This is a genomic window from Sphingomonas sp. 7/4-4 (assembly GCF_027941955.1).
In the GTDB taxonomy this organism is placed as follows: Bacteria; Pseudomonadota; Alphaproteobacteria; order Sphingomonadales; family Sphingomonadaceae; genus Sphingomonas.
This window is the reverse complement of sequence record NZ_CP115960.1, coordinates 982057-1002654: the sequence shown is the minus strand read 5'-3', so window position 1 is coordinate 1002654 and position 20598 is coordinate 982057. Positions and strand designations below refer to the sequence as shown.

19 protein-coding genes and 2 pseudogenes are annotated in these 20598 nt (G+C 63.5%); 9 read left to right on the top strand and 12 right to left on the bottom strand.

Translation table 11 applies throughout. The features are described 5' to 3' along the window. Positions 1 to 23: 23 nt before the first annotated feature. Both PIB19_RS05165 and PIB19_RS05160 read right to left on the bottom strand, forming a co-directional pair. On the bottom strand, positions 24 to 350 hold the full coding sequence (locus tag PIB19_RS05165; protein ID WP_271239944.1) for a UrcA family protein: 327 nt from the start codon (positions 348 to 350) through the stop codon (positions 24 to 26). A gap of 112 nt (positions 351 to 462) precedes the next feature. Further along, on the bottom strand, positions 463 to 798 hold the full coding sequence (locus tag PIB19_RS05160) for a hypothetical protein (protein ID WP_271239943.1): 336 nt from the start codon (positions 796 to 798) through the stop codon (positions 463 to 465). Positions 799 to 1072: 274 nt separating this feature from the next. On the opposite strand from PIB19_RS05160, the pseudogene PIB19_RS22795 reads away from it, so the two are divergent. From PIB19_RS22795 to PIB19_RS05145, 4 genes and pseudogenes are all read left to right on the top strand, one after another. After that, positions 1073 to 1504: pseudogene (locus PIB19_RS22795) on the top strand (TonB-dependent receptor plug domain-containing protein); the annotation flags it as partial. 1100 nt (positions 1505 to 2604) lie between these two features. After that, positions 2605 to 3504, top strand: coding sequence for a TonB-dependent receptor domain-containing protein (locus PIB19_RS22790; protein WP_336297317.1), 900 nt, complete (start codon positions 2605 to 2607; stop codon positions 3502 to 3504). A 172-nt stretch (positions 3505 to 3676) separates the two neighbouring features. After that, positions 3677 to 4543, top strand: coding sequence for a sterol desaturase family protein (locus PIB19_RS05150; protein ID WP_271239942.1), 867 nt, complete (start codon positions 3677 to 3679; stop codon positions 4541 to 4543). Between the two features lie 76 nt (positions 4544 to 4619). Further along, positions 4620 to 5564 (top strand): Vgb family protein, encoded by a 945-nt coding sequence (locus PIB19_RS05145; RefSeq protein WP_271239941.1) that lies wholly within the window; start codon positions 4620 to 4622, stop codon positions 5562 to 5564. Positions 5565 to 5886: 322 nt separating this feature from the next. On the opposite strand, the gene PIB19_RS05140 is transcribed toward PIB19_RS05145, so the two are convergent. Then, the gene (locus tag PIB19_RS05140; protein WP_271239940.1) at positions 5887 to 6339 is read right to left on the bottom strand and encodes a hypothetical protein; all 453 of its coding nucleotides are present in this window, start codon (positions 6337 to 6339) and stop codon (positions 5887 to 5889) included. A gap of 720 nt (positions 6340 to 7059) precedes the next feature. Here PIB19_RS05140 and PIB19_RS05135 point away from each other — a divergent pair. Next, positions 7060 to 7287 (top strand): hypothetical protein, encoded by a 228-nt coding sequence (locus tag PIB19_RS05135; protein ID WP_271239939.1) that lies wholly within the window; start codon positions 7060 to 7062, stop codon positions 7285 to 7287. Between the two features lie 230 nt (positions 7288 to 7517). Here PIB19_RS05135 and PIB19_RS05130 read toward each other — a convergent pair whose 3' ends face one another. The 4 genes and pseudogenes from PIB19_RS05130 to PIB19_RS05115 form a co-directional block, all read right to left on the bottom strand. Continuing rightward, positions 7518 to 8477: an IS1595 family transposase gene (locus PIB19_RS05130; RefSeq protein ID WP_271239938.1), complete on the bottom strand. Its 960-nt coding sequence runs from the start codon at positions 8475 to 8477 to the stop codon at positions 7518 to 7520. A gap of 136 nt (positions 8478 to 8613) precedes the next feature. Beyond that, positions 8614 to 9939, bottom strand: coding sequence for a dicarboxylate/amino acid:cation symporter (locus PIB19_RS05125; RefSeq protein WP_271239937.1), 1326 nt, complete (start codon positions 9937 to 9939; stop codon positions 8614 to 8616). Between the two features lie 122 nt (positions 9940 to 10061). After that, positions 10062 to 10295 (bottom strand): hypothetical protein, encoded by a 234-nt coding sequence (locus tag PIB19_RS05120; RefSeq protein WP_271239936.1) that lies wholly within the window; start codon positions 10293 to 10295, stop codon positions 10062 to 10064. A gap of 190 nt (positions 10296 to 10485) precedes the next feature. Continuing rightward, a pseudogene (locus tag PIB19_RS05115) lies at positions 10486 to 11785 on the bottom strand (M20/M25/M40 family metallo-hydrolase); the annotation flags it as partial. A 209-nt stretch (positions 11786 to 11994) separates the two neighbouring features. Between PIB19_RS05115 and ettA the strand changes: the two are divergent. After that, complete coding sequence (gene ettA / locus PIB19_RS05110) at positions 11995 to 13674, top strand: energy-dependent translational throttle protein EttA (protein ID WP_271239935.1); 1680 nt, start codon at positions 11995 to 11997, stop codon at positions 13672 to 13674. Between the two features lie 58 nt (positions 13675 to 13732). Here the strand turns inward: ettA and PIB19_RS05105 are convergent, their stop codons facing one another. Next, positions 13733 to 14533: a transporter gene (locus PIB19_RS05105; protein ID WP_271239934.1), complete on the bottom strand. Its 801-nt coding sequence runs from the start codon at positions 14531 to 14533 to the stop codon at positions 13733 to 13735. A 94-nt stretch (positions 14534 to 14627) separates the two neighbouring features. On the opposite strand from PIB19_RS05105, the gene PIB19_RS05100 reads away from it, so the two are divergent. Both PIB19_RS05100 and PIB19_RS05095 read left to right on the top strand, forming a co-directional pair. After that, complete coding sequence (locus PIB19_RS05100) at positions 14628 to 15077, top strand: GNAT family N-acetyltransferase (RefSeq protein WP_271239933.1); 450 nt, start codon at positions 14628 to 14630, stop codon at positions 15075 to 15077. Between the two features lie 67 nt (positions 15078 to 15144). Further along, entirely contained in the window at positions 15145 to 16149 is a 1005-nt protein-coding gene (locus tag PIB19_RS05095; protein ID WP_271239932.1) for a M28 family peptidase, read from the top strand. 43 nt (positions 16150 to 16192) lie between these two features. On the opposite strand, the gene PIB19_RS05090 is transcribed toward PIB19_RS05095, so the two are convergent. The 4 genes from PIB19_RS05090 to PIB19_RS05075 form a co-directional block, all read right to left on the bottom strand. Continuing rightward, positions 16193 to 16579, bottom strand: a complete 387-nt coding sequence (locus PIB19_RS05090; protein WP_271239931.1) for a DoxX family protein — start codon at positions 16577 to 16579, stop codon at positions 16193 to 16195. A 134-nt stretch (positions 16580 to 16713) separates the two neighbouring features. After that, positions 16714 to 16992: an acylphosphatase gene (locus tag PIB19_RS05085; RefSeq protein WP_271239930.1), complete on the bottom strand. Its 279-nt coding sequence runs from the start codon at positions 16990 to 16992 to the stop codon at positions 16714 to 16716. 110 nt (positions 16993 to 17102) lie between these two features. Beyond that, entirely contained in the window at positions 17103 to 17579 is a 477-nt protein-coding gene (greB, locus tag PIB19_RS05080) for a transcription elongation factor GreB (protein ID WP_271239929.1), read from the bottom strand. 60 nt (positions 17580 to 17639) lie between these two features. Beyond that, positions 17640 to 19490: a lytic transglycosylase domain-containing protein gene (locus PIB19_RS05075; protein ID WP_271239928.1), complete on the bottom strand. Its 1851-nt coding sequence runs from the start codon at positions 19488 to 19490 to the stop codon at positions 17640 to 17642. A gap of 226 nt (positions 19491 to 19716) precedes the next feature. Here PIB19_RS05075 and dapA point away from each other — a divergent pair, with 226 nt between their 5' ends. Beyond that, positions 19717 to 20598: a 4-hydroxy-tetrahydrodipicolinate synthase gene (gene dapA, locus PIB19_RS05070; RefSeq protein ID WP_271239927.1), complete on the top strand. Its 882-nt coding sequence runs from the start codon at positions 19717 to 19719 to the stop codon at positions 20596 to 20598.

The following is a 20598-nucleotide window of genomic DNA, read 5'->3' as shown; positions in this document are numbered from 1 at the left end:
CCCGAACGCTGCCGGAAGCAATCTCAGCGCGATGCCAGCTGGTTTGCCCTGGTGTCGTTGGCGGCCGTCGCGGCCGCGATACGCGAGCGAATGTTGGCGATCACGTCCGCATGGCAGGCACGCGCCTGGGCGCCGAGCGCGAGATGGATGGAACTCATCCCCTCGCCGCAGACCATATTTGCCGCCTGATCCATCCGGATCGCGAGGCGCTGCTGGCCTTCGACGCTGGTGAGATCGAGCCCGCGCAAGTCGAGCACTGCGCTGTCCGCCGAAAAGGGATTGTCGCGGGGTGCCGCCAAGGCAGGCGCCGCTACCATCAGCGCGGCGAGCGCCACTATGCCGATCTTCATCATCATCTCCTGCGTCTGTTCTGCCCAACCGCTCTCCGGCGATCAGGTCACGGCCAATTAGTGCTGGCCGACAGTCGTTGCAAGTAGATAATGAGTATTACTAAATAGAAGATCAGTATGCGCTTACTATCAAACTGGCGAGTTCGATGCGCTTGCCAAGCGCGCCCGGCGGCAGCGTAACGATTTCCATGCTCTCGCCGCCGTTCCGTGCGTCGGTCAGGGTCACCGTCAGCCTGCCGCCCTCGGCGCTCGCCCAGTCGCGCGCCGTCGCCAGCGGCACTGTCGCGCGCCAGGAGCGCTTGCCTTCGACCATAAGGGGACGGCCCGCTACCCGGACCGCCACTGCGGCATGGGGACGGCGGCCGGAGATGCGCAGGCAGGTCGCGTCGCCGCAATGGACCAGCCGTGCCTTTGGCGCGGCGACGGCACTGCCCGGAATCGCAACCATTGCGAGACCCAGGAAGAAGCAGAGGACTCTCGATGCGGGCCTAGTCCGGGCGGAGGCAATCATCGGGGTCGGATATGGGGCCCCGCCTCACGGCGGTATGGGCAGTTTGACGTAGGGCGCGCCGCCCGCCGATCCGCTTACGTCAAACACCCCATGTCACAGGGCCGTTATTATCGTTTAGCATATTCGTAATACGCGAAAGCTCGAAGCAAGCCGACGCAGGGGAAGGATGTCGAAGGAGGCGCTCGGGATCACAAAAGCCAAGGGGTAGAAGATGGGACGACTTTCTCGCACGGGCCTGCTTTGCGCGACCGCGCTCGTGAGCGTCGCGGCCGCGCCGGCACTGGCGCAGGAAGCGTCCGCTCCGGAGGAGGAGGCATCCTCCGGCTCCGCTACCGCCTCGAACGAGATCGTGGTGACCGGCAGCCGCCGGCGGACCACGCTCCAGGATGCCCCGATCAACATCAGCGCAGTATCCGGCGAGACGATCGAAAGCCTGCGGCTCGATGACATCCGCGCGCTCGGCAACTTCACGCCCGGCGTCACGATCGCGGATACCGGCCCGGCATCGACGGGCGAGATCATCCTGCGCGGCATTTCGTCCGGCGACACCAGCGTCTTCGGCCTCAACGCCAATGATGCGGTGGGCGTCTATCTCGGCGAGGTTCCGCTCTATCTGGACTTCAAGCTGATCGACGTCAGCCGCGTAGAAGTGCTGCAAGGGCCGCAGGGCACGCTCTATGGCCTCGGCACGCTCGCGGGAGCGGTGCGCTATATCCCCAATCGGCCCGATACGGATCGCTTCTCGGTCGACGTGCATGGCCGCGGCTACGCGCAATCGCATTCGGATGATTTCGGCGGCATCGGCGATATCGCCGTCAACCTGCCGATCCTGAAGGATCATATCGCGTTCCGCACCGCGACGGGCTATTACAGCAACGCCGGCTTCATCGATTACAATTATCTGCTGAAGCAGCCGGGCGTCTCCGATCCCCAGCCGGTGCGCGCGTCGGGCGGATCGACCGGTGCCCTTGGCGGTCCGGCCGACTATCTCGCCAATTTCAAGCGCGCCGAAGACGTGAACTATGAGCACACGTTCACCACGCGCAACCAGCTGCTGCTCGAATATAACCCCAATATCAGGGCGTATCTCACCTACGCCCATCAGAGCACCAAGAGCGGCGGGCGTCAGGCCAATGGTGCCGGCGTGCTCGGTACCGGGAAATATGAAGGGCCCTGGCGCTATCTCGAACCGTTCGATCGCAAGTCGGATCTCTTCTCGGCCGAGATTTACGTCAATCTCTTCAACATCGCACAGCTTGTCAGCACCACAGCCTACACGAAGCAGAACATCTACAATCGGGACGACAATACCGATCTGCTTCTCGACCTGGACTATGGTTATGAAGCCTTTCCCGAGTTCTCTTCCTACGCGAACAACGAGCGGCAATATAAGCAGCTCAATCAGGAGGTGCGGCTCGTCTCGACCCATGGCGGCCCGTTCAACTGGGTAATCGGCGGGTTCTACAACCGCCTGGAATTTACTTCCGACCGGCACGAATACACGCCCGGTTTTGCGGAATCTTCCGTCTATTGGGGCGTCAATCGCCCGGACAACCTCGAATATATCTCTATGGTCGACAGCAAGAACGTCGAGAAGGCGGTCTATGGCGAGGGCACGTTGCACCTGACCAAAGAGTGGCAGGTGACGGGCGGCATTCGTTACTTCAAATATGACGCGGATGTCGCCGGCGGGTCCGCGCTGCCGCTGCTGGGGAGCGGCGTCGCCCTTATCCATCGACGACGATCCTCCCGAACCGGATCCGAACCGGATCGACGGGCAAGGACGGGATCGTCTGGAAGGCGAACACCTCCTACAAGTTCAGCGACGAGTTACTGGCCTATTTCACCTATTCGACGGGCTATCGCATCGGCGGGGTCAACCGGGTGGTGCCTTGTCCCCCGGTGCTGGCGCCCGGCCAGAATCTCTGCGCGCTGCCCAATGAGCTGGTCTATGGGCCGGACAAGACACGCAACATCGAACTGGGCGTGCGCGCCAGCCTGTTCGACAAGCGGCTCCAGCTGACGCTCAACGGCTATCATATCAAATGGAACGGCGTGCAGGTGCCGAGCCAGACGGTGAACGGCGCCATCGGCATCACGGTGAACGGCGCCAACGCCGTCTCCAAGGGTTTCGATTTCCAGGGCGCGCTCAAGATCACGCCGAACCTCAGCCTGCTCGGCACCTATTCCTATGTCGACGCGCATTTGACCGAGGATGTAGCGGGGCTGGTGGTCAGCCAGGGCGTTCGCTACGACGCCTCCGCCGGCGACAGGCTGCCCGGATCGGCGAAGAATTCGGCCAGCGGCCAGCTCATCTACAGCTATCCGCTGGGTGACGGACGCAAGATCGAAGCGACCTGGGCCACCATCTATCGCGGCGACATCTATTCGCGCGTGGGTCTCCAAGGCAACGGCGAGAAAATCCCGGGCTATGTCACGCACGGCGCATCGCTGAACTACATTACCGAACGCTTCGAGATCGGGCTGTTCGCAGACAATATCTTCGACAAATATGCAGTGACTGCGATCAGCAACGACATCTCGTCCCACAACCAGGTCCGCACCGATGTGGTCGAGCGCTATTATTCGCGCGGCGTGCTGACGCCGCGCCGCGTGGGTGTCGACTTCCGTATTCACTATTGAGCGACCACCGGCCCGTGCCTGTCGACAGCAATCTGCTTGCGATCGAGGGACGGGCCGGCGCCATCGCCGGGGCGCGCGAGGCTACGTTATTCGGCCACCTGCGCCTCCCGGGACGCCCTCCTAGAGCGATCCCGGGAGCCCTCCTTTCGCTGACGTGACCGGAGCAAATGCTATGAAGAAGTTCCTGTTCAGCTACGTACAGCCGGCGATGGTCGTGGCGGTCCTGTTCTTCTGGGCGCTCGTTCCCAAGGCCTGGGTCGAGAACGCCTGGACGCTCACCATAGGCATATCGCTCACGACGCTGTTCGTTCTGGGGCTCGAATGGCTCAACGAACGGCATGCCAGTTGGCGCCTGACGAAGAAGGAATTCTTCACCGACCTCTTCTACATGGTCCTGAGCATGACGGCGATCGCGTGGGTCACTGCCCGATTGGCCGAAGAGCCGTTGATCGCAGCAAAGCACGCACTGGGCATCACCACGGAATGGGCCATGCATCTGCCCTTCGTCGTGCAGGTCGCGCTGGTCGTCTTCCTGGTCGAGTTCGGCCAGTATTGGATGCACCGGTTGATGCACAATTTCACACCGTTCTGGCTGACGCACGCGCCGCACCATCACATCACCCAGCTGAATGCGATGAAGGGCGCGGTCGGCAATCCGATCGAACTCTTCCTGATCAGCCTCAGCGTGGTCGCATTGTTCGATCTGCCGCTGGCCGCCCTGTTCTGCGCCTTCCACATTCTCTCGGTGGTATCGACGTTCGCGCACGCGAATACGCGGTGCGATCCGCCCCGGTGGTACGCATTCTTCTTCACGACGATCAAGAACCACAGCCTGCACCATTCGGTGGGGTATGAGGAAACGCGCTGCAACTATGGGAACTCGCTGATCCTGCTCGATCGCATCTTCGGCACTTATCGCGACGGAGAGGCTGAATTGGTGGGCCAGGATGAACGCCGGCGCCTGTCGATCGGCGAGCAAATGCTCTTCCCGTTCCAGCCGCTGATCGCGAAGATCAAAGCGAGACGGGGTTACGCCTAGACTGCGCCCAGCCGGGCCGATGCGGATGGATGTCGCCGTCCGCTATTTTTGGATATCGATCTGGAGACGTTTCCTGATGATCATTGGGTGTTTGAACAGGAACTCGCTTCTCCTGGCGATCGCGGGAGGCCTTGCGCTGGTATCCGCCTCCGCAGCCTCCGCCCAGGAGGAGCGAGTACTCAACGTCCCGGGATTCGCCGATTTCCTCGCGGTGGACGGATCGTCGGTCTGGACCACCAATAGCGGACGGGTCGAGCGCTGGTCGAACAAGCGCAAACTCGCGGAAGTCGCGATGTCGCACCCCTGCGGCGCGATGGCGGTCGCGTTCGGCTCCTTGTGGGTCGCCGACTGCAAGGACGGGACCCTCAACCGGATCGATCTCAAGACGGCGCGGAAAACGGCCGTGATCGCCACCGGCATCGCCAATCCCAAGGGTGAACTGAATGTCGTGGCCGGCGCCGGATCGGTCTGGGTGGCGAGCGACCAGAAGGGCGTCATCGCCCGCGTCGATCCGGCCAGCAACAGCGTGACGAACGCGATCGAGGTCGATCCGGGCACTTATTATCTGGCATTCGGTCTCGGATCATTATGGGCCGTCAGTGCCGAGCATCAGAGCCTTCAGAAGATCGACCCGCAGACCAACGCAATCGTCAAACGAACGGCACTGGGCCGAGAGCCCGGCTTCCTCGTCGCAGGGGAAGGCGCGGTCTGGGTTCAAGAGCAGGGAGACGGGACATTGGCCCGGATCGACCCCGAGACCGGAGAGGTCTCCGGCCGCGTGAAGGTCGACGAGACGCTGAAATATGGGGATATCGACGCAGGCGGCGGCAAGATCTGGCTGCGCACCACTGCCGGCCAGACGTTCGTCGTGATCGATCCCCGGACGCTCGCCATTCGCGCGCGGGTCGGGAAGGGAACCGGCAGCGGCGCCCTGCGATATACCCGAAAGGGCGTGTGGACGACGTCGCATGACGTTCACACGATGTCCTGGTGGAAAAAGCCTGCCCGTATCGGGAAGTGACGCGTCCGAGAACAGTTCTCGTGGTGCGCCGTTTTCCCGGCCAGCTTCCCATTGCAATGTAGGATTTCGTCTGGTGCACTCGAGGCGCGGCCACGAACGGCCGCCGCTCTTTGAACCTGGTGCAACGATTTGGCGCGCACGCACGAAAGTTTCCGAGCTGCGAAATTTTATGGCGATTATATACATGACAAAGCGCCATGACATTGCTAAGCCGGATAGCGACAGGCCGGCGTTCGAGATTACAGACGGGATGGCGGAAGCTGGCGCGTATGCGCTGGCGGATCTGCTGGGAGACGGGATGTCGTCCGACAGTCCGCGGAGTTCACTTGCCTCGGTTGCGTCGCAAGTTTTCGATATGATGTGGAAGCACTACGTCACGGAAAATCGCGTCTAGCTCGGTGCAAACCTCCACAAGCTCCGCTGCCCTTCGATCCAGATCGGCGGCTGTGAAGATTTGCCTATCCCGCATGCTTTGAGCTTCTTTCGTGCTTTTCGGGATTCCAACACGGAAGAACCGCGCGGGCGCGCCGTCGAGAATGCCCCACTTGCCATGCACGATGTTGTTTCGGATCGTCGTTTTCCGCCGAACGCGCTCAAGGACTGAATTGAGGCGATCATGCTCAGCCGGTGGGAGAGCTTCCTCACTGATGGCCTGGATGATCTCGCGAAACTGCTGCTGGGAGAGCCGATCTATGAGTATACTCGCGTAAGGGGTCTGGGACAGGCATGTGAAGATGTTGCCCAAGGCGTATTCCACATCGCCCCAAGCGGTCATATATCGGCCAAACGCTAGCTCGGTTTTATCGTCGGGCCTGCAGTCAGGTGCTAAAGCCATGTCGATGAAGACGCCTCTATCCGAAGATGACGTACTCCGCCGGTTGCTGAGTACCCCGCCAAAGCCGCACGAACCGCTGCCAGAGTCAACGGGAGAGCGACGGCGGGGCCGTCCCCGTAAGCCGGAAGGCGAGAACCACAGGGCCGTGCGGTAGCCGTGGCACGCGGCTTCCTATTGGCCTTTGTCGCCCTCTTGGTCAGCAGTGCTGTAGCGCGCTGGGTATTGCCAGAGAACGTAGCAATGTGGCTGGATTTTGCCGTTCAGGGCGCCGTGTTTACGGTGATATGGGGAACGGGTTGGACGCTGTTGTACAAGCGTCGCGACGGCTCACCCGAAGAGCCAGTCACATAGCAGAAAGGCCCGGTCGCTGTGACCGAGCCACTCTGAACATATAAAGACATGCGCATATGTGATCGTTGTTTTTCCGTCACTACGGTTAACAGAAACGCAACAGGTTGGCAGTCGAGACTCGACAGTGCCAAGCTTGGATCAGATAGAGAACGATGACATGAAAAAGGCCGGGGCTGTGGAGGCCCCGGCCCGGATCATCCGCTACGATCTTGCAATCGCCAGCGGACAAGCAATGTTTGCGGGAGGAAGTGTACTCTCCCAGAGCGAAGGGTCAAGGCGATTGCGACTAACGGCAAGGAGCCGAACGCAATGGCAAACTTTAAGTACCAGCAATATCTGAGCCAATCGAACCATGCTGCGTTCGATACAATCACTCAACCCGGTCACGACACGCCTCATTCCGGCATCTACCGGTGTGAAGGCTGCGGCGATAATATCGTTTCCACGTTCGGGCACACGATGCCGCCGCAAAATCACCATCAGCACACTTATGCTCAGGGCACCATTCGTTGGCGACTGATCGCTGCTACGAAGTAGTGGGCCCGCTTCGCTTCGGTAGCCAGTTTGGCGACCAGAGGCCGAGTAGGCACAGCGCGGCAACGACACGTCGCGGATAGGTCATTTCGTGCTTCATAGATACCTCCTTGCGGGTATCAGGATACCACAGGTATCTTGGTACCCGCAAACTTTATGACATCCTGCGCACACGCCGCAGTTACTCCTCCCGCTTCCTCGGAATCCTGCGCCTACGTCCGAGCGCAGGAAGCTTAGGCTGCGAAGCTAGGCCGCCGATAGAACAGGCGACGACCAGCGATACCCTTGAGCGCCAGATCGGCGCGTTCCGCATCGTCAACGCCGTTCGCGGCGCGGTTCGAATAGCGGAAATCGAACTCGGCAAGGTAGCGGTTCAGGTGCTGCTTGCCGCAGTGCTGATAGACACCGATCATCCCGCGTTTGAAGATCGAGAAGAAGCCTTCGATCGTGTTCGTATGGGTCGTGGCGTCGTCCTTGTTGACGTACTCGCCCTTGCCGTGGGTGACGACCTTGTGACCGGCATGCATTTTGGCGAGGCCGCGATACATGGCAGCTTCGTCGGTCATCAGGACCGCTTCGTGCGCGACGTTGTGACGCACGATCATGCCGATTTCCTCCTTGCGGAAGTTCTCGAAACGCAGCGAACGAGCGCGGCCAGTCTCGCGGTCAACGAGGGTGAGAACCTTCATCTTGTGCGAGGAACCGGCGCCCTTCTGCTCCTTGGAGCGGTCGCGGCCGATATAAGTCTCGTCAATCTCGACCGTGCCGCCGTCGCCGCCGAATTTGTCGCCGCCTTCCTCGCGCATTGCCTCACGGATGCGGTGGAACATGAACCATGCGGTCTTGTAGGTGACGCCGAGCATGCGGTGCAGCTGGTGCGCGCTCATGCCCTTCTTGCTGGACACAAGCAGGTAGTTGGCGAGCAGCCACTTGTTGAGCGGGACCTTGCTGCCCTCGAACACGGTCCCGACAGTCACAGAGTACTGCTTGCGGCAATCGCGGCACTGGACGACGCCAGAGCGGATCGCGCCCTCAGGGTGCGCCTTGGTGGGACGACCGCGCTGAGCAGGAAGCCGCGCCGCGTTCAACGAGCCACAGTGCGGGCAGAACGGACCTTCCGGCCAGCGCAGAGCTTCAAGATGCTCGCGGGCTGCGGTCTCGTCGGTGAAGCGGGGGGCGGTAAGGTTCGTCATGCGGATTATATGCCCGCATCACGGCTGATTTGTCAAGTATATAATCGCCAATTTTATGAGTGAAACCGCGGGCAAAGTGCGAAGTTAAGCCCGTGAAGTCCTGCTAGACGCGGACGAATCGCCTTCTCCGGGGCGCTCAATCCGGATCGCTCTCCACCGACGCCGCCGCCGGCACTTCCTCCGGCACCCCGTTCAGCGCCCGCGCCAGCTTCTCCCGATCCAGCGCACCTTCCCAGCGCGCCACCACGATCGTCGCCACGGCATTGCCGATGAAGTTGGTCAGGCTGCGGCATTCGCTCATGAAGCGGTCCACGCCCAGGATCAGGGCCATGCCTGCGATCGGGACTTTGGGCACGATCGCCAGCGTCGCCGCGAGCGTGATGAATCCCGATCCGGTGACACCCGCCGCGCCCTTCGAGCTCAGCATCGCAACGCCCAGCAGCGCGAGCTGCTCGCCCAGGGTCAGCTGGACGCCGGTTGCCTGTGCGATGAACAGGGCGGCGAGGGTCATGTAGATGTTGGTGCCGTCGAGATTGAACGAATAGCCGGTCGGTACCACCACGCCGACCACTTCCTTGTCGCACCCCGCGCGCTCCATCTTCTGGATGAGCGCGGGGAGGGCGGCTTCGGACGAGGAGGTGCCGAGGACGAGCAGCAATTCGGCCTTGAGATAGCGGAGCAGCTTGAGGATCGAGAAGCCGTTGAGCGCCGCCACTGTGCCGAGGACCACCAGCACGAAGATCAGGGCGGTGAGATAGAAGGTCCCGACCAGCGCGCCGAGGCTCCACAGGCTGCCGAGGCCGTATTTGCCGATCGTGAACGCCATCGCCCCGAATGCGCCGACGGGCGCCGCCCACATCACGATCGTCACCAGCCGGAATACGACCAGCGCGATTCGCTCGAGCATGTCGGTCACGGGCCGTGCCGCCTCGCCGACAAGCGTGAGCGACACGCCGAACAGCACCGCCACGAACAGGATCTGGAGGATCGATCCGCTGGTGAAGGCCGACACCAAAGTGGTCGGGATCACCGAGAGCAGAAAGCCGGTGAGCGTGGTCTCGTGCGCCTTTTCCTCGAAGCCGTGCACCGCCGCGGCGTTGAGCGTACGCGGATCGACGTGCATTCCCGCGCCCGGCTGGAGGACATTGGCCACGATCAGCCCGACGATCAGCGCCAATGTCGAGAAGAACAGGAAATAGACAAAGGCCTTGACCACTACGCGGCCCAGCGCAGCGAGCTGGTGCGATCCCGCGATGCCGGTCACCACGGTGAGGAAGATCACCGGCGGGATGATCATCTTGACCAGCGAGATGAATCCCTCGCCCAGCGGCTGCAGGCTCGCCCCGAACGCCGGCGCGAAGGTGCCGACCGCCACGCCGGCGATGATGCCCACCAGCACCCAGAAATAGAGCAGCCGCCAGAAAGGCTGCTTCTGCCCGTGCTCTGCCGTGATCGGCCCCATCCTCATTCCCTTCGCGTCTTTTCTATGCCGATCGCAGGTCCGCCCCAAACGGAAAAGGGCGCCCCCTTTCGGGAGCGCCCTTCCTAACTCTCAGCTCCGATCCCGTAGGACCGGAACGCCGATCAATGCGCGTTCGCGTCAGCGGCGTCAGCGGCATTCTCTTCGACGTCGGCAGCGTTCTCGAGCACGTCCGCGGCAGCGGCGTTGGTCGTGTTGTCGGCAGCGTCGTCATAGATCGCGGCGTTCGCCTCGTGGCTGTCGGCGACGTTCTCGGCAGTGGTGTTGGTGGTGCCGCCGTTGCAAGCCGCGAGCGACATCAGGCCGGCGGTCGCAGCAACAATGAGGATCTTCTTCATACGGGGTGCTCCTATGGAACATTAAACGTTTCGCACCCGGCCCGAATGCCGACGCGAAGGTGCTGAAATAGCGGTCGTTGCGTTTCCGTCAATCGCAAATGCGTCGAACCGCAAAAATTCTGCCACTTTTTTGCCCGATTTCGGACATTCGAGCGCCTTGCGGCGCGAGAGACTCAGTGCGCGGCGGGGGCACCTTGCCGATATCCTCGGGCGCATTGGCGACGATCGCGAGCAAAGCGGTCCACGCTGCCACATTCTGGCGCAACTGCTCGGGGTCGATCTTGTCGAGCGTGTCGTCGGGCGTGTGGTGATAGTCGAAATAGCGCAGCCCCGACTGGCCGAGATCGATCCCCGCGACGCCGGTGCGCAGCACCGGGCCGACATCGGTGCCACCGCCGGCATTGCCGCGCCCGCGCGAAATGCCGAGCGGCGTCAAAGCCGTGGCGAGTCGATCGCCGACCGCCTTGGCGCTGTCGGGCAGGTTGGTTTCGAATTTCCACACCCGATCGGCGCCGAAATCCGATTCCGAGGCGAAGACGTGGCGCTCGCTCGCATGCGCCTTGGCATAGGCCTCGCCGCCGAACCCGCCGACTTCCTCGGCGCCGAACCAGACGACGCGAATCGTCCGGCGCGGCTGGCCCGCGTCCATGATCCGCTTGGCGGCCGCGGTGGTGATGCCGACGCCCGAAGCGTCATCGATCGCCCCGGTGCCGAGATCCCAGCTGTCGAGATGCCCGCCGATCAGCACGATCCCGGCATTGGGGTCGCTCCCTGGCACATCTGCGATGACGTTGCCCGATTCGGCTTCGCCCTTGAATTCGGGCGTGACGAGGAGCTTGAGCCGCACCGGCCCGCGCTTGAGCAACCGCTCGAGCTGATCGGCATCGGGGAGCGACAGCGCCGCCGCGGCGATCGGCTTCACGCCCTGCGCCCAGTTGGTGACGCCGGTATGTGGATTGCGATGATGGTCGGTGCCGATCGAGCGAGATCAGGATTGCGGCGGCGCCCTTGGTCGCCGCGATATTCGGTCCCGCGCGGCGCGCGCCGCCGAACGTGCCATATTGCGAGCCGTCCTGCGTCGGGGTCATCGAATGGCTGACGAACACGATCTTGCCCTTCACGGCTTCGGCCGGCGCGGCCTCCAGATCGGCGAGCGTCGGGAAGAAGACGACTTCCGCCTCGACGCCCTTGGCCCCGGTCGATCCCGAATTGCCCAGCGCCGCGACCGTCAGCTTCTGCGCGGAAGCGCCGAGCACCGCCGCGGTCTCCTCGCCACGCACCCAGAGCGGCATCCTGTAGGTCTCGATATGGACGTTCTGGAAGCCGAGCGCGGTCAGCTTCTTCACTGCCCAGGCCCGCGCCCGCGCCTCGGCCTCGGTCGCCGCCAGCCGCTGCCCCACTTCGGTGGTCAGCCCCTCGGTGATCTCCCAGGCGAGATCGTCCTTGAGCGCCGCGTCGCGCAACGCCGCGACGTCATGCGTCTGGGCCAGCGAGGGAAAGGAAGGGCGAGCGCGGCGGCGGCCGCGAGCAGGATGCGCTTGGTCATGGGGTGCGTTGCTAGCCACCCCCGTAACGTTTGCCAATGGTCCGCGTGTTTCCTTTTTGTTTCCATCGCGGCCGCGTTGCCATTTGGCGCTTCGATCGCTACATCGCCGCCAAACTTCCAGCATTTCCCAGATACCCATCGGAGACCCTAATCGTGGCCGCCCAATATGCCTTCGTCATGAAGGACATGACCAAGACCTTCCCCGGCGCTCCCAAGCCGGTGCTGAGCAACATCAACCTGCAATTCTATCAGGGCGCCAAGATCGGCATCGTGGGCCCCAACGGCGCCGGCAAGTCGACGCTGATGAAGATCATGGCGGGCGTCGACAAGGATTTCACCGGCGAGGCATGGCCCGGCGAGTACATCACCGTCGGCTATCTCGAGCAGGAGCCCCAGCTGGATCCGACCAAGAACGTGCTCGAGAATGTCAAGGAGGGCGCCCGCGCCACTGCCGACCTCGTCGATCGCTTCAACGCGATCTCGGCCGAGATGGGCGATCCGAAGGACGATACCGATTTCGACGCACTGATGGAGGAGATGGGCGATCTCCAGGCCAAGATCGACGCGGTCGACGGCTGGACGCTCGACAACCAGCTCGAAGTCGCGATGGAGGCTCTGCGCTGTCCGCCGTCGGACTGGCCGGTCGAGAATCTCTCGGGCGGTGAGAAGCGCCGCATCGCGCTCACGCGCCTGCTGATCCAGAAGCCGTCGATCCTGCTGCTCGACGAACCGACCAACCATCTCGATGCCGAGAGCGTCCAGTGGCTCGAAAATCACCTCAAGGAATATGCCGGCGCGGTGCTGATGATCACCCACGATCGCTATTTCCTCGATAACGTCGTCGGCTGGATCCTCGAAATCGATCGCGGCAAATATTTCCCGTACGAGGGCAATTACTCGACCTATCTTGAGAAGAAATCCAAGCGCCTCGAACAGGAGGAACGCGAGGAATCGAGCCGCCAGACCGCGATCAAGAACGAGCTCGAATGGATCCGCCAGGGCGCCAAGGCGCGCCAGACCAAGTCCAAGGCGCGTATCGCCAAGTTCGAGCAGCTGGTTGAAACGCAGAAGAATCGCAAGCCGAGCGGTGCCCAGATCGTCATCCAGGTGCCCGAGCGCCTCGGCGGCAAGGTCATCGAAGTCGAGAATATCTCGAAGGCCTATGGCGACAAGCTCCTCTTCGAGAATCTGTCGTTCACGCTGCCCGCGGGCGGCATCGTCGGCGTGATCGGCCCCAACGGCGCCGGCAAATCGACTCTGTTCAAGATGATCACCGGCCAGGAAACCCCGGACACCGGCACGATCGAGATGGGCTCGACCGTCCGCCTCGGCTATGTCGACCAGAGCCGCGATCACCTAGATCCGAAGAAGAACGTCTGGGAGGAAATCTCCGACGGGCTCGATTACATGAAGGTCAACGGCCACGACGCCTCGACCCGCGCCTATGTCGGCGCGTTCAACTTCAAGGGCGCCGACCAGCAGAAGAACGTCGGCAAGCTCTCGGGCGGCGAGCGCAATCGCGTGAACATCGCGAAAATGCTCAAGCGCGGCGGCAACGTCCTGCTGCTCGACGAACCGACCAACGATCTCGACGTCGAGACCCTGGGCGCGCTCGAGGAAGCGATCGAGAATTTCGCGGGCTGCGCGGTGGTGATCAGCCACGATCGCTTCTTCCTCGATCGTCTCGCCACGCACATCCTCGCCTTCGAAGGTAACAGCCATGTCGAATGGTTCGAAGGCAATTTCGAATCCTATGAGGAAGACAAGCGCCGCCGCCTCGGCGACGCCGCCGATCGGCCTACGGCACTGTCGTACAAGAAGCTGACGCGCTGATCGCCTGACGCGCTCTTCCCCGCGGGGAGGGCGCGTCGAGACCTTCCGCGGCACGAACTCAGAAGCGCCGCGCGATCCCGACATAGAGTTCGACGTCGGGGCTCGTCTTGTTCAGCCCGGCGACTGCACCGGCATCGATCTGCAGGTCGCCCTGTGGTTGCCAGGCAACAGACAGGCCTGCCAGCTCTTCGGTCGAACTGCCCGACGGATCCTCGTCGCGCATTGCCTCGATTTCGAGCGCGCTGCTTACCGACTTGGTCAGCGCGGCGCTCAGCCCGATCACGCTGCCATAAGCGAAGTGCCGCCCGCGCCGGTCTTCGTCGACGGCCGCATCGACTTCGGGCGTCAGTGCGATGCCGAAAGTGTCGTTCAAGCTGTAGCTGACGGGCGCGATCAGCCCCGCGGCCCAGTCCCCCGCGCCCATCGTCGCGCCGCCGGCGGGAAGCGTGGCATAAGGCATGACCGCCGCCGAGAAGCCAGATCCGTCCGGATGGGAGAGGTTGCGCCGTAGCGCGAGCGTGACGTCGCCGGTGCCGGCGCCGTGCGCGATCGAGCCGGTGACCCTGTCGCGGGTGCGGACCGAGCCGAACGCGGTCCAGCCGGCCTGGACCTCTAGATCGTCGGTCACGCCGTAGCGGAGCAGTACGTTGCCCAGCGTCCAGTTGTCGATGCGTTCGGCGCCGTCCTGTTCGAGCGACCAGTCGACGCTGCCCAATTCGGCCACGGCATGACCGCGGTCCACCGTGCAGGCTGGCGTGCCCAGCCCCGGACGGTCGGGGCAGAGCGGCCGCAGCTCCTGTGCCGTGGCAGTGCCGATGCCGGCGAACAGGATTACGGACAGCGCGAGAAAATGCCTCATGCCGTGATTCATAGCCGGTGCCGAAAGGACACGATACGTGGTTCGAAGACGCACTGACTTTCGTTCCCGCCGCCCATTCGTGTAACGAACCGATATGTCAGACACCGATTATCAGCGCTGGGCCGGACCGATCGCCGACGCCGCCGATCCGCTGCTCGCACTCTGCAAGGCCGTCTTCGCCGAATTCGATTCCGCCTATCTGCTCGACCGCTTGCCCCGCGTCGCGGATCCCGATCTCTGGCTGGCCATCGAGGGCGGCGAATGGGTCGGGTTCAAGCTCGGCTATCGCCGCGGCGACGCGCTGCTCTATTCATGGCTCGGCGGCGTCCATCCGCGGCTGCGCGGGCAGGGCGTCGCTTCGGAGTTGATGGAGCGCCAGCACGCGCATGCTGCGGCCGTCGGCTACCGCTTCGTCGAAACCCGCACCCGCGCCGCCAACAATCCGATGATCCTGCTCAATCTGCGCCACGGCTTCCATATCACCGGTTTCGAAGTGGACGCACGGGGAATCCCGGTAGTGATTCAGCGCAAAGCACTTTCCTGACGCCCGGCCTAAAGCTCTTGGCGTCGGGCGGGCGGGCGCGGTAACCCTCTCATCTGGGGGAGAGGCAATGCGCGACTGGCTTCATGAACACTGGATTCGGGTCGCTTCCTTCGGCCTCGTACTCGCACTCTTCGTGACGCCCGTCCTCGCGTTATTCTGGATGACCGCGGTGCCGGGCAAATCATGGAGCGGTCCATTGCCGCCGCTCAGCGCCACCGAAACCGATCTGGCGAAACGGTTGCGCGGACATGTGGAGGCGATTGCGCGCGAACCGCATAATGCGGGGCACCCGGAGGCGCTCGAACGGTCGGCGCGCTATATCGAAAGCACGCTGCGAGGCTTCGGCTACCAGATATATGCGCAGCCGTTCGACGATGGTCATGCGCGAAACATCGAAGTTTCGCTTGTCCCCGATGATGAACCCGGGCCGGCACTGGTGATCGGTGCGCATTATGACAGCGCCTTCACCGCGCCGGGAGCCAATGACAATGGCTCGGGCGTGGCGGCTTTGCTCGAGCTGGCGCGGATGCTTGCTGATCTGCAGGGACAGATCAGTTCCCCGATCCACCTCGTTTTCTTTGCCAATGAGGAGCCGCCTTTCTTCAAGACCGATCGGATGGGCAGTGTGGTATATGCCAATCGGCTCAAGGCATCGGGCGAGCAGGTGCGGGGCATGCTCTCACTGGAGACTTTAGGCTATTATAGCGATCGTCCGGGAAGCCAGCATTATCCCTTTCCGCTAGGGTTGCTCTATCCTGATACGGGGAACTTCGTCGCTTTTGTCGGCACCATCTCGTCGCGCAGCTTCGTCCGCAAGGCAGTCGGCAATTTCCGTGCAGTTGGACAGTTTCCGAGCGAGGGCGGCACTGCGCCGAGCGTCGTCCAGGGGATCGATTGGTCGGATCATTGGGCGTTCGAGCAGATCGGCGTGCCAGCCCTGATGATCACCGACACGGCGCCTTTTCGTTATCCGCATTACCATACGCGCGAAGATACGCCCGACAAGATCGACTATGCCCGGCTGGCACGGGTGACCGCGGCGATTGAGAAGATGCTGCGGCGCTTGCGCTAGCGGACCGCAGCCGCAGGACGCGATCGCGTCCTGCGGCCGATCGTCAGCCGCGGTTGCGCGCCGCGTCGACGCTCCACGGGCCTGCGCCGGCAGCGGCGAGGTAGAGGAAGATGAAGGCGTAGAGCAGAGCCGCTTCGCCGCCGTTCACCGAGGGGTAGAGGCCCTTTGGCGCATGCACCATGAAATAGGCCACTGCGCACATGCCCGATGCGATGAACGCCACCGGCCGGGTGAAGAAGCCGATCAGCAGCAGCGCGCCGCCCACCAGTTCGATCGCGCCCGCCGCGAGCAGCATCGGCGGCAGCGGTGCCGGCACCGGGAAGGGCGGGAGTCCGAAGAATTTCGACGTGCCGTGATGCAGGAAAGACAGCGCAGCGGCGATGCGAAGCACGCTCAGCAAGGGGCCGGACCAGCTTGCGGGAATGGGCATTGCGTTCCTCCTGTTGACGGCGCGCGATCACGCCGTTTCACAAGCGGAACCTTTCACGCCCGCGCCGCCGAATCAACCGGCACCGGCGAAACCCAGCGTTTCCCGTTCAATCGGCGGCGCGGCTGTTTCCCGCGTCAGGCGGTGAAGCGTTTGGTGAAGCCCTTGGCCTGCTTCTCGCCCTCGGCGGAATAGGCCTCGACATTCTCGACCCGCGCCAGCGGCGTGCCTTCGCGGCATCCCTCGATCAATTGGGCGACAGTATCGTCATCGCCGGAAACGAGGATCTCGACGCGTCCATCCCTGACGTTGCGCACCCAGCCGGTAAGGCCGGTGCGCTGCGCCGTGCGCACCACCCAGTCGCGATAGCCGACGCCCTGGACGCGGCCGGAAACCAGAATACGCTGTGTTACCATAATCCCCACACTGAACCCGGACCCGAACCAAGGGCCCCGTCGCCTGTTTACCACGGACCGTCGAAAACGAAGCGGAGCGGCGATTCGGTTCACCGCGTCCGGGGCACGCCTCAGGGGTAGGTTACGGCAATTACTTCATATTCCCGCTCGCCGCCGGGCAAGGTGACGCGTCTGAGATCGCCCACCGCGGCGCCGCGCAATGCCCGCGCCAGCGGTGCATTCCACCCGATCAACCCCTTGCCGGCGTCGGTCTCGTCGTCGCCTACCAAAGTCAGTTCGCGGCGGTTGTCGTCCTCGTCGGCCACCGTCACCGTCGCGCCGAAGAACACCTTGCTGCGATCCTCCTGCCGCGCCGGATCGACGACCTTTGCCGCCTTCATGCGCCTCGACAGGAAACCCAGCCGCCGGTCGATCTCGCGCAGCCGCTTGCGGCCATAGATGTAATCGCCGTTCTCGGAGCGGTCGCCATTGCCCGCCGCCCAGGAGATGGTCTCCACCAGCTTCGGGCGCTCGCCGGCGAACAAGGCGTCATATTCGGCCTTGAGCGCGGCATATCCGGCAGGCGTGATGTAGTTCGGGCGATCCATGCTGCCCTCTAACCCAAACCGTCATCCTCGCGAAGGCGGGGATGACGAAGAAGGGGCCGCCTAGCCCGGTCGGCTCTTGCCGAGATACCAGCTCATGTTCGCCGGTCCCCGCGAGCGGGCATATTCGGGGTTCATCAGGTCATAGACTACGGCGTTCTCGAGCACCCGCTGGACATAGTTCTTGGTCTCGAAGATCGGGATTTGCTCGATCCACTTGACCATGTCGCCGCCGGGCAGCCGCGGATCGCCATAAGCGCGGAGCCATTTGTTCACATTGCCCGGCCCGGCATTGTACGCCGCCACCGCCAGCGGATAGCTGCCATAAAGGCTGAAGACGCGCTGGAAATAGCTCGAGCCGAGCTTGATGTTGTAATCGGTGTCGGTGGTAAGCGATTCCCGATTGTAGCTCAGCCCCAGCTTGCCCGCGGTCTCGGCCGCGGTGCCGGGCATGAGCTGCATCAGCCCGCGCGCGCCGGCATGGCTCACCGCTGCGCGATCAAACTGGCTCTCCTGCCGCGCAATGGCGTGGACGATCGTCCAATAGTCGCGCTGCGATTCGGGCACGCGCACCGAGGGGTATCCCGCGGCGGTATAGTCCGACAGGCCGTTCTCGAGCGCGCTGCGGCCCACCATCACGCCCAAGTCCGGCCGCCCGATCGTGCGGCTGAGCTCGGCGGCGAGGACATGATCGTTGTCGGTGGTGGCATCGCGCGCGATCTGGCGGATGAACATTCCCTGCGATACGCGATCGCCCATCGTCCCGAGCAATTGCGCCGCACGCACCGTCTCGCGCCGATAGAAGGCATCGCGTGCCTCCGGGGCGGCGACGCGCGTGTCGAGCGGCGGCGGCCCTTTCAGCGCTCGGCCCAGCCGCTCGGCGGCGAGCTGACCGTAATAGAGGTCGGAAAAGCCCGCAGCCCGCGTGAAATAGTCCTGCGCCGCGACCTGATCGCCCGCAGCCTCAGCGGCGCGCCCGGCCCAGTACAGTCCCTTGGATTGAGTGGTCGGCGTCTTCGAACCCCGCGAATAGCGCTCGAACATGCCGATCGCATCGCGCGGACGGGCGAGATTGTAGAAGGCAGTCGTGCCCGCCAGCCAGGTAAGGCTGGTATAATCGTCGCGCTCGCCCAGCGGCAGCTCGGCGATGACGGTGGTCGACGGGAACGCGTCGTCGACCTGGCTGGCGATCTGATAGGCAAGGCTGTGCTGGTTGTCGGATGAAGCACCGCGTGCCGCCAGCAGCAGCGCCTCGTACCACGCCTCAGCGTCGCCCGGGTACGAAGTCAGCCGCGGCCGCTGCGCAAGGTAGGAGCGCATCGCCGGGCTCTGGCCGGTGTCGCGCAGCCAGCGCGCGCGATCGGCGATATAGCCGGGATCGCTACGCCCGATGTCCAACGCCGTCGCGCCCTTGAGCGCCGCGTCCGCCGCCCTGGTGCGGAACGCGATCCGCGCTTCGAAGATCGACCGCTTCGAGGGCGACGCGAAAGCCAACTGCCGCACGGCCGTGCTGGTCGCATTCTTCCACAGCAGCATGTCCATCCGCGCGTCGTGATCCGCGGGCGTCAGCGCCGGGAAGAAGCCGGACATCAGCTTGCTCTCGTCGGCAGCCCGCATCGTCCCCGAGCGCCACGCCTGGCGCGCCTGCTCATTGGCTTCGGCGCGCCTGCCCGACGCCGCCAGCGCCTCGGCAAAACGGAGGCGCCCGGCAGCCGTCAGCGGCGGGAAGCGCTCGAAGAAGCGCATCACCAGCGCAGGTGCGTAGCTCCCGCTGTCGAGCACCGTCTCGGCCGCCGCGCGCCGGCTGGTCTCACCCGGCCAGCCCGGATGCGAGAGCAGGAAATTGGCGTAGTCAGGGAAGGGCCAATTGTCGGATTGCTGGAGCCGCTTCCACTCGATCAGCGCGTAGGACAATGGGTCCGACTGGGCATAAGCGGGGGAGCAGGCGAGACCGCATTTTGCAACGCCCCCGCGAACGACCGGATTTGATCATGCGAGAGCTGCGATGAAACCGCGACCCCCGACACCCCCGTGAGCAATACAGCGCTCTTGATAAACGACCCGAGCATGCTGGACATCATACGGAATCGCCGACTATCTGCCAGTCCCGATCTCGGGACTTAAGAAAGATTTTCACGCCATGTTCTCCGGGTCGATTCCCGCATTGGTCACGCCGTTCCGTAACGGCGCCTTTGCCGAACAAGATTACCGCGATCTTGTTGAATGGCAGATTGCCGAAGGTTCGGCGGGATTGGTTCCGTGCGGCACCACCGGCGAGGCAGCAACGCTGACCAAGGACGAGCATTTCGAAGTCGTGCGCGTCTGCGTCGATCAGGCGAAGGGCAGGGTGCCCGTGCTCGCCGGCGCCGGCTCGAACGATACCCAGGTCGCCATCGCGAATGTCTACGCTGCCAAGGCTTCGGGCGCCGACGCGGTGCTGATGGTGCCGCCTTATTACAACCGCCCGAGCCAGGAAGGCATCTTCCGCCATTTCGAGGCGGTGGCGAATGCGACCGACCTGCCGATCGTGCTCTACAACGTCCCCGGCCGCACGGTGACCGACATCCAGCCGGCGACGATGGCGCGGGTCGTCAAAGCGTTTCCGGATCGCTTCATCGGCGTCAAGGACGCCACCGGCCAGCTCGGCCGCGTCTCCGAGCAGCGCGCCGGCTGCGGCGCCGGGTTCATCCAGCTCTCGGGCAATGACGAGACTGCTCTCGCCTTCAACGCGATGGGGGGCACGGGCTGCATCTCGGTCACTGCCAATGTCGCGCCGGGGCTTTGCGCCGATTTCCAGGCCGCCTGGGCGGCCGGCGACAACGCCCGCGCCCTCGAGCTCCACGACCGCCTCTATCCGCTCCACCTCGCGATGTTCACCGATGCCTCGCCAGGCCCGGTCAAATATGCGCTCGGCAGGGTCCGCCCCGGCTTCCCCGGCGAGATCCGCCTGCCGATGACCGAAGCCTCCGAGGCGAGCCGCTCCGCGGTCGACGCTGCATTGGCGCACGCCGGACTGATCTGA

Excerpts from the sequence above, each read along its gene's own strand:
- PIB19_RS05165 (WP_271239944.1), bottom strand. The coding sequence starts at position 350 with ATGAAGATCGGCATAGTGGCGCTCGCCGCGCTGATGGTAGCGGCGCCT.
- PIB19_RS05160 (WP_271239943.1), bottom strand. The coding sequence starts at position 798 with ATGGTTGCGATTCCGGGCAGTGCCGTCGCCGCGCCAAAGGCACGGCTG.
- PIB19_RS05150 (WP_271239942.1), top strand. The coding sequence starts at position 3,677 with ATGAAGAAGTTCCTGTTCAGCTACGTACAGCCGGCGATGGTCGTGGCG.
- PIB19_RS05145 (WP_271239941.1), top strand. The coding sequence starts at position 4,620 with ATGATCATTGGGTGTTTGAACAGGAACTCGCTTCTCCTGGCGATCGCG.
- PIB19_RS05140 (WP_271239940.1), bottom strand. The coding sequence starts at position 6,339 with ATGACCGCTTGGGGCGATGTGGAATACGCCTTGGGCAACATCTTCACA.
- PIB19_RS05135 (WP_271239939.1), top strand. The coding sequence starts at position 7,060 with ATGGCAAACTTTAAGTACCAGCAATATCTGAGCCAATCGAACCATGCT.
- PIB19_RS05130 (WP_271239938.1), bottom strand. The coding sequence starts at position 8,477 with ATGACGAACCTTACCGCCCCCCGCTTCACCGACGAGACCGCAGCCCGC.
- PIB19_RS05125 (WP_271239937.1), bottom strand. The coding sequence starts at position 9,939 with ATGGGGCCGATCACGGCAGAGCACGGGCAGAAGCAGCCTTTCTGGCGG.
- PIB19_RS05120 (WP_271239936.1), bottom strand. The coding sequence starts at position 10,295 with ATGAAGAAGATCCTCATTGTTGCTGCGACCGCCGGCCTGATGTCGCTC.
- PIB19_RS05105 (WP_271239934.1), bottom strand. The coding sequence starts at position 14,533 with ATGAGGCATTTTCTCGCGCTGTCCGTAATCCTGTTCGCCGGCATCGGC.
- PIB19_RS05100 (WP_271239933.1), top strand. The coding sequence starts at position 14,628 with ATGTCAGACACCGATTATCAGCGCTGGGCCGGACCGATCGCCGACGCC.
- PIB19_RS05095 (WP_271239932.1), top strand. The coding sequence starts at position 15,145 with ATGCGCGACTGGCTTCATGAACACTGGATTCGGGTCGCTTCCTTCGGC.
- PIB19_RS05090 (WP_271239931.1), bottom strand. The coding sequence starts at position 16,579 with ATGCCCATTCCCGCAAGCTGGTCCGGCCCCTTGCTGAGCGTGCTTCGC.
- PIB19_RS05085 (WP_271239930.1), bottom strand. The coding sequence starts at position 16,992 with ATGGTAACACAGCGTATTCTGGTTTCCGGCCGCGTCCAGGGCGTCGGC.
- greB (WP_271239929.1), bottom strand. The coding sequence starts at position 17,579 with ATGGATCGCCCGAACTACATCACGCCTGCCGGATATGCCGCGCTCAAG.
- dapA (WP_271239927.1), top strand. The coding sequence starts at position 19,717 with ATGTTCTCCGGGTCGATTCCCGCATTGGTCACGCCGTTCCGTAACGGC.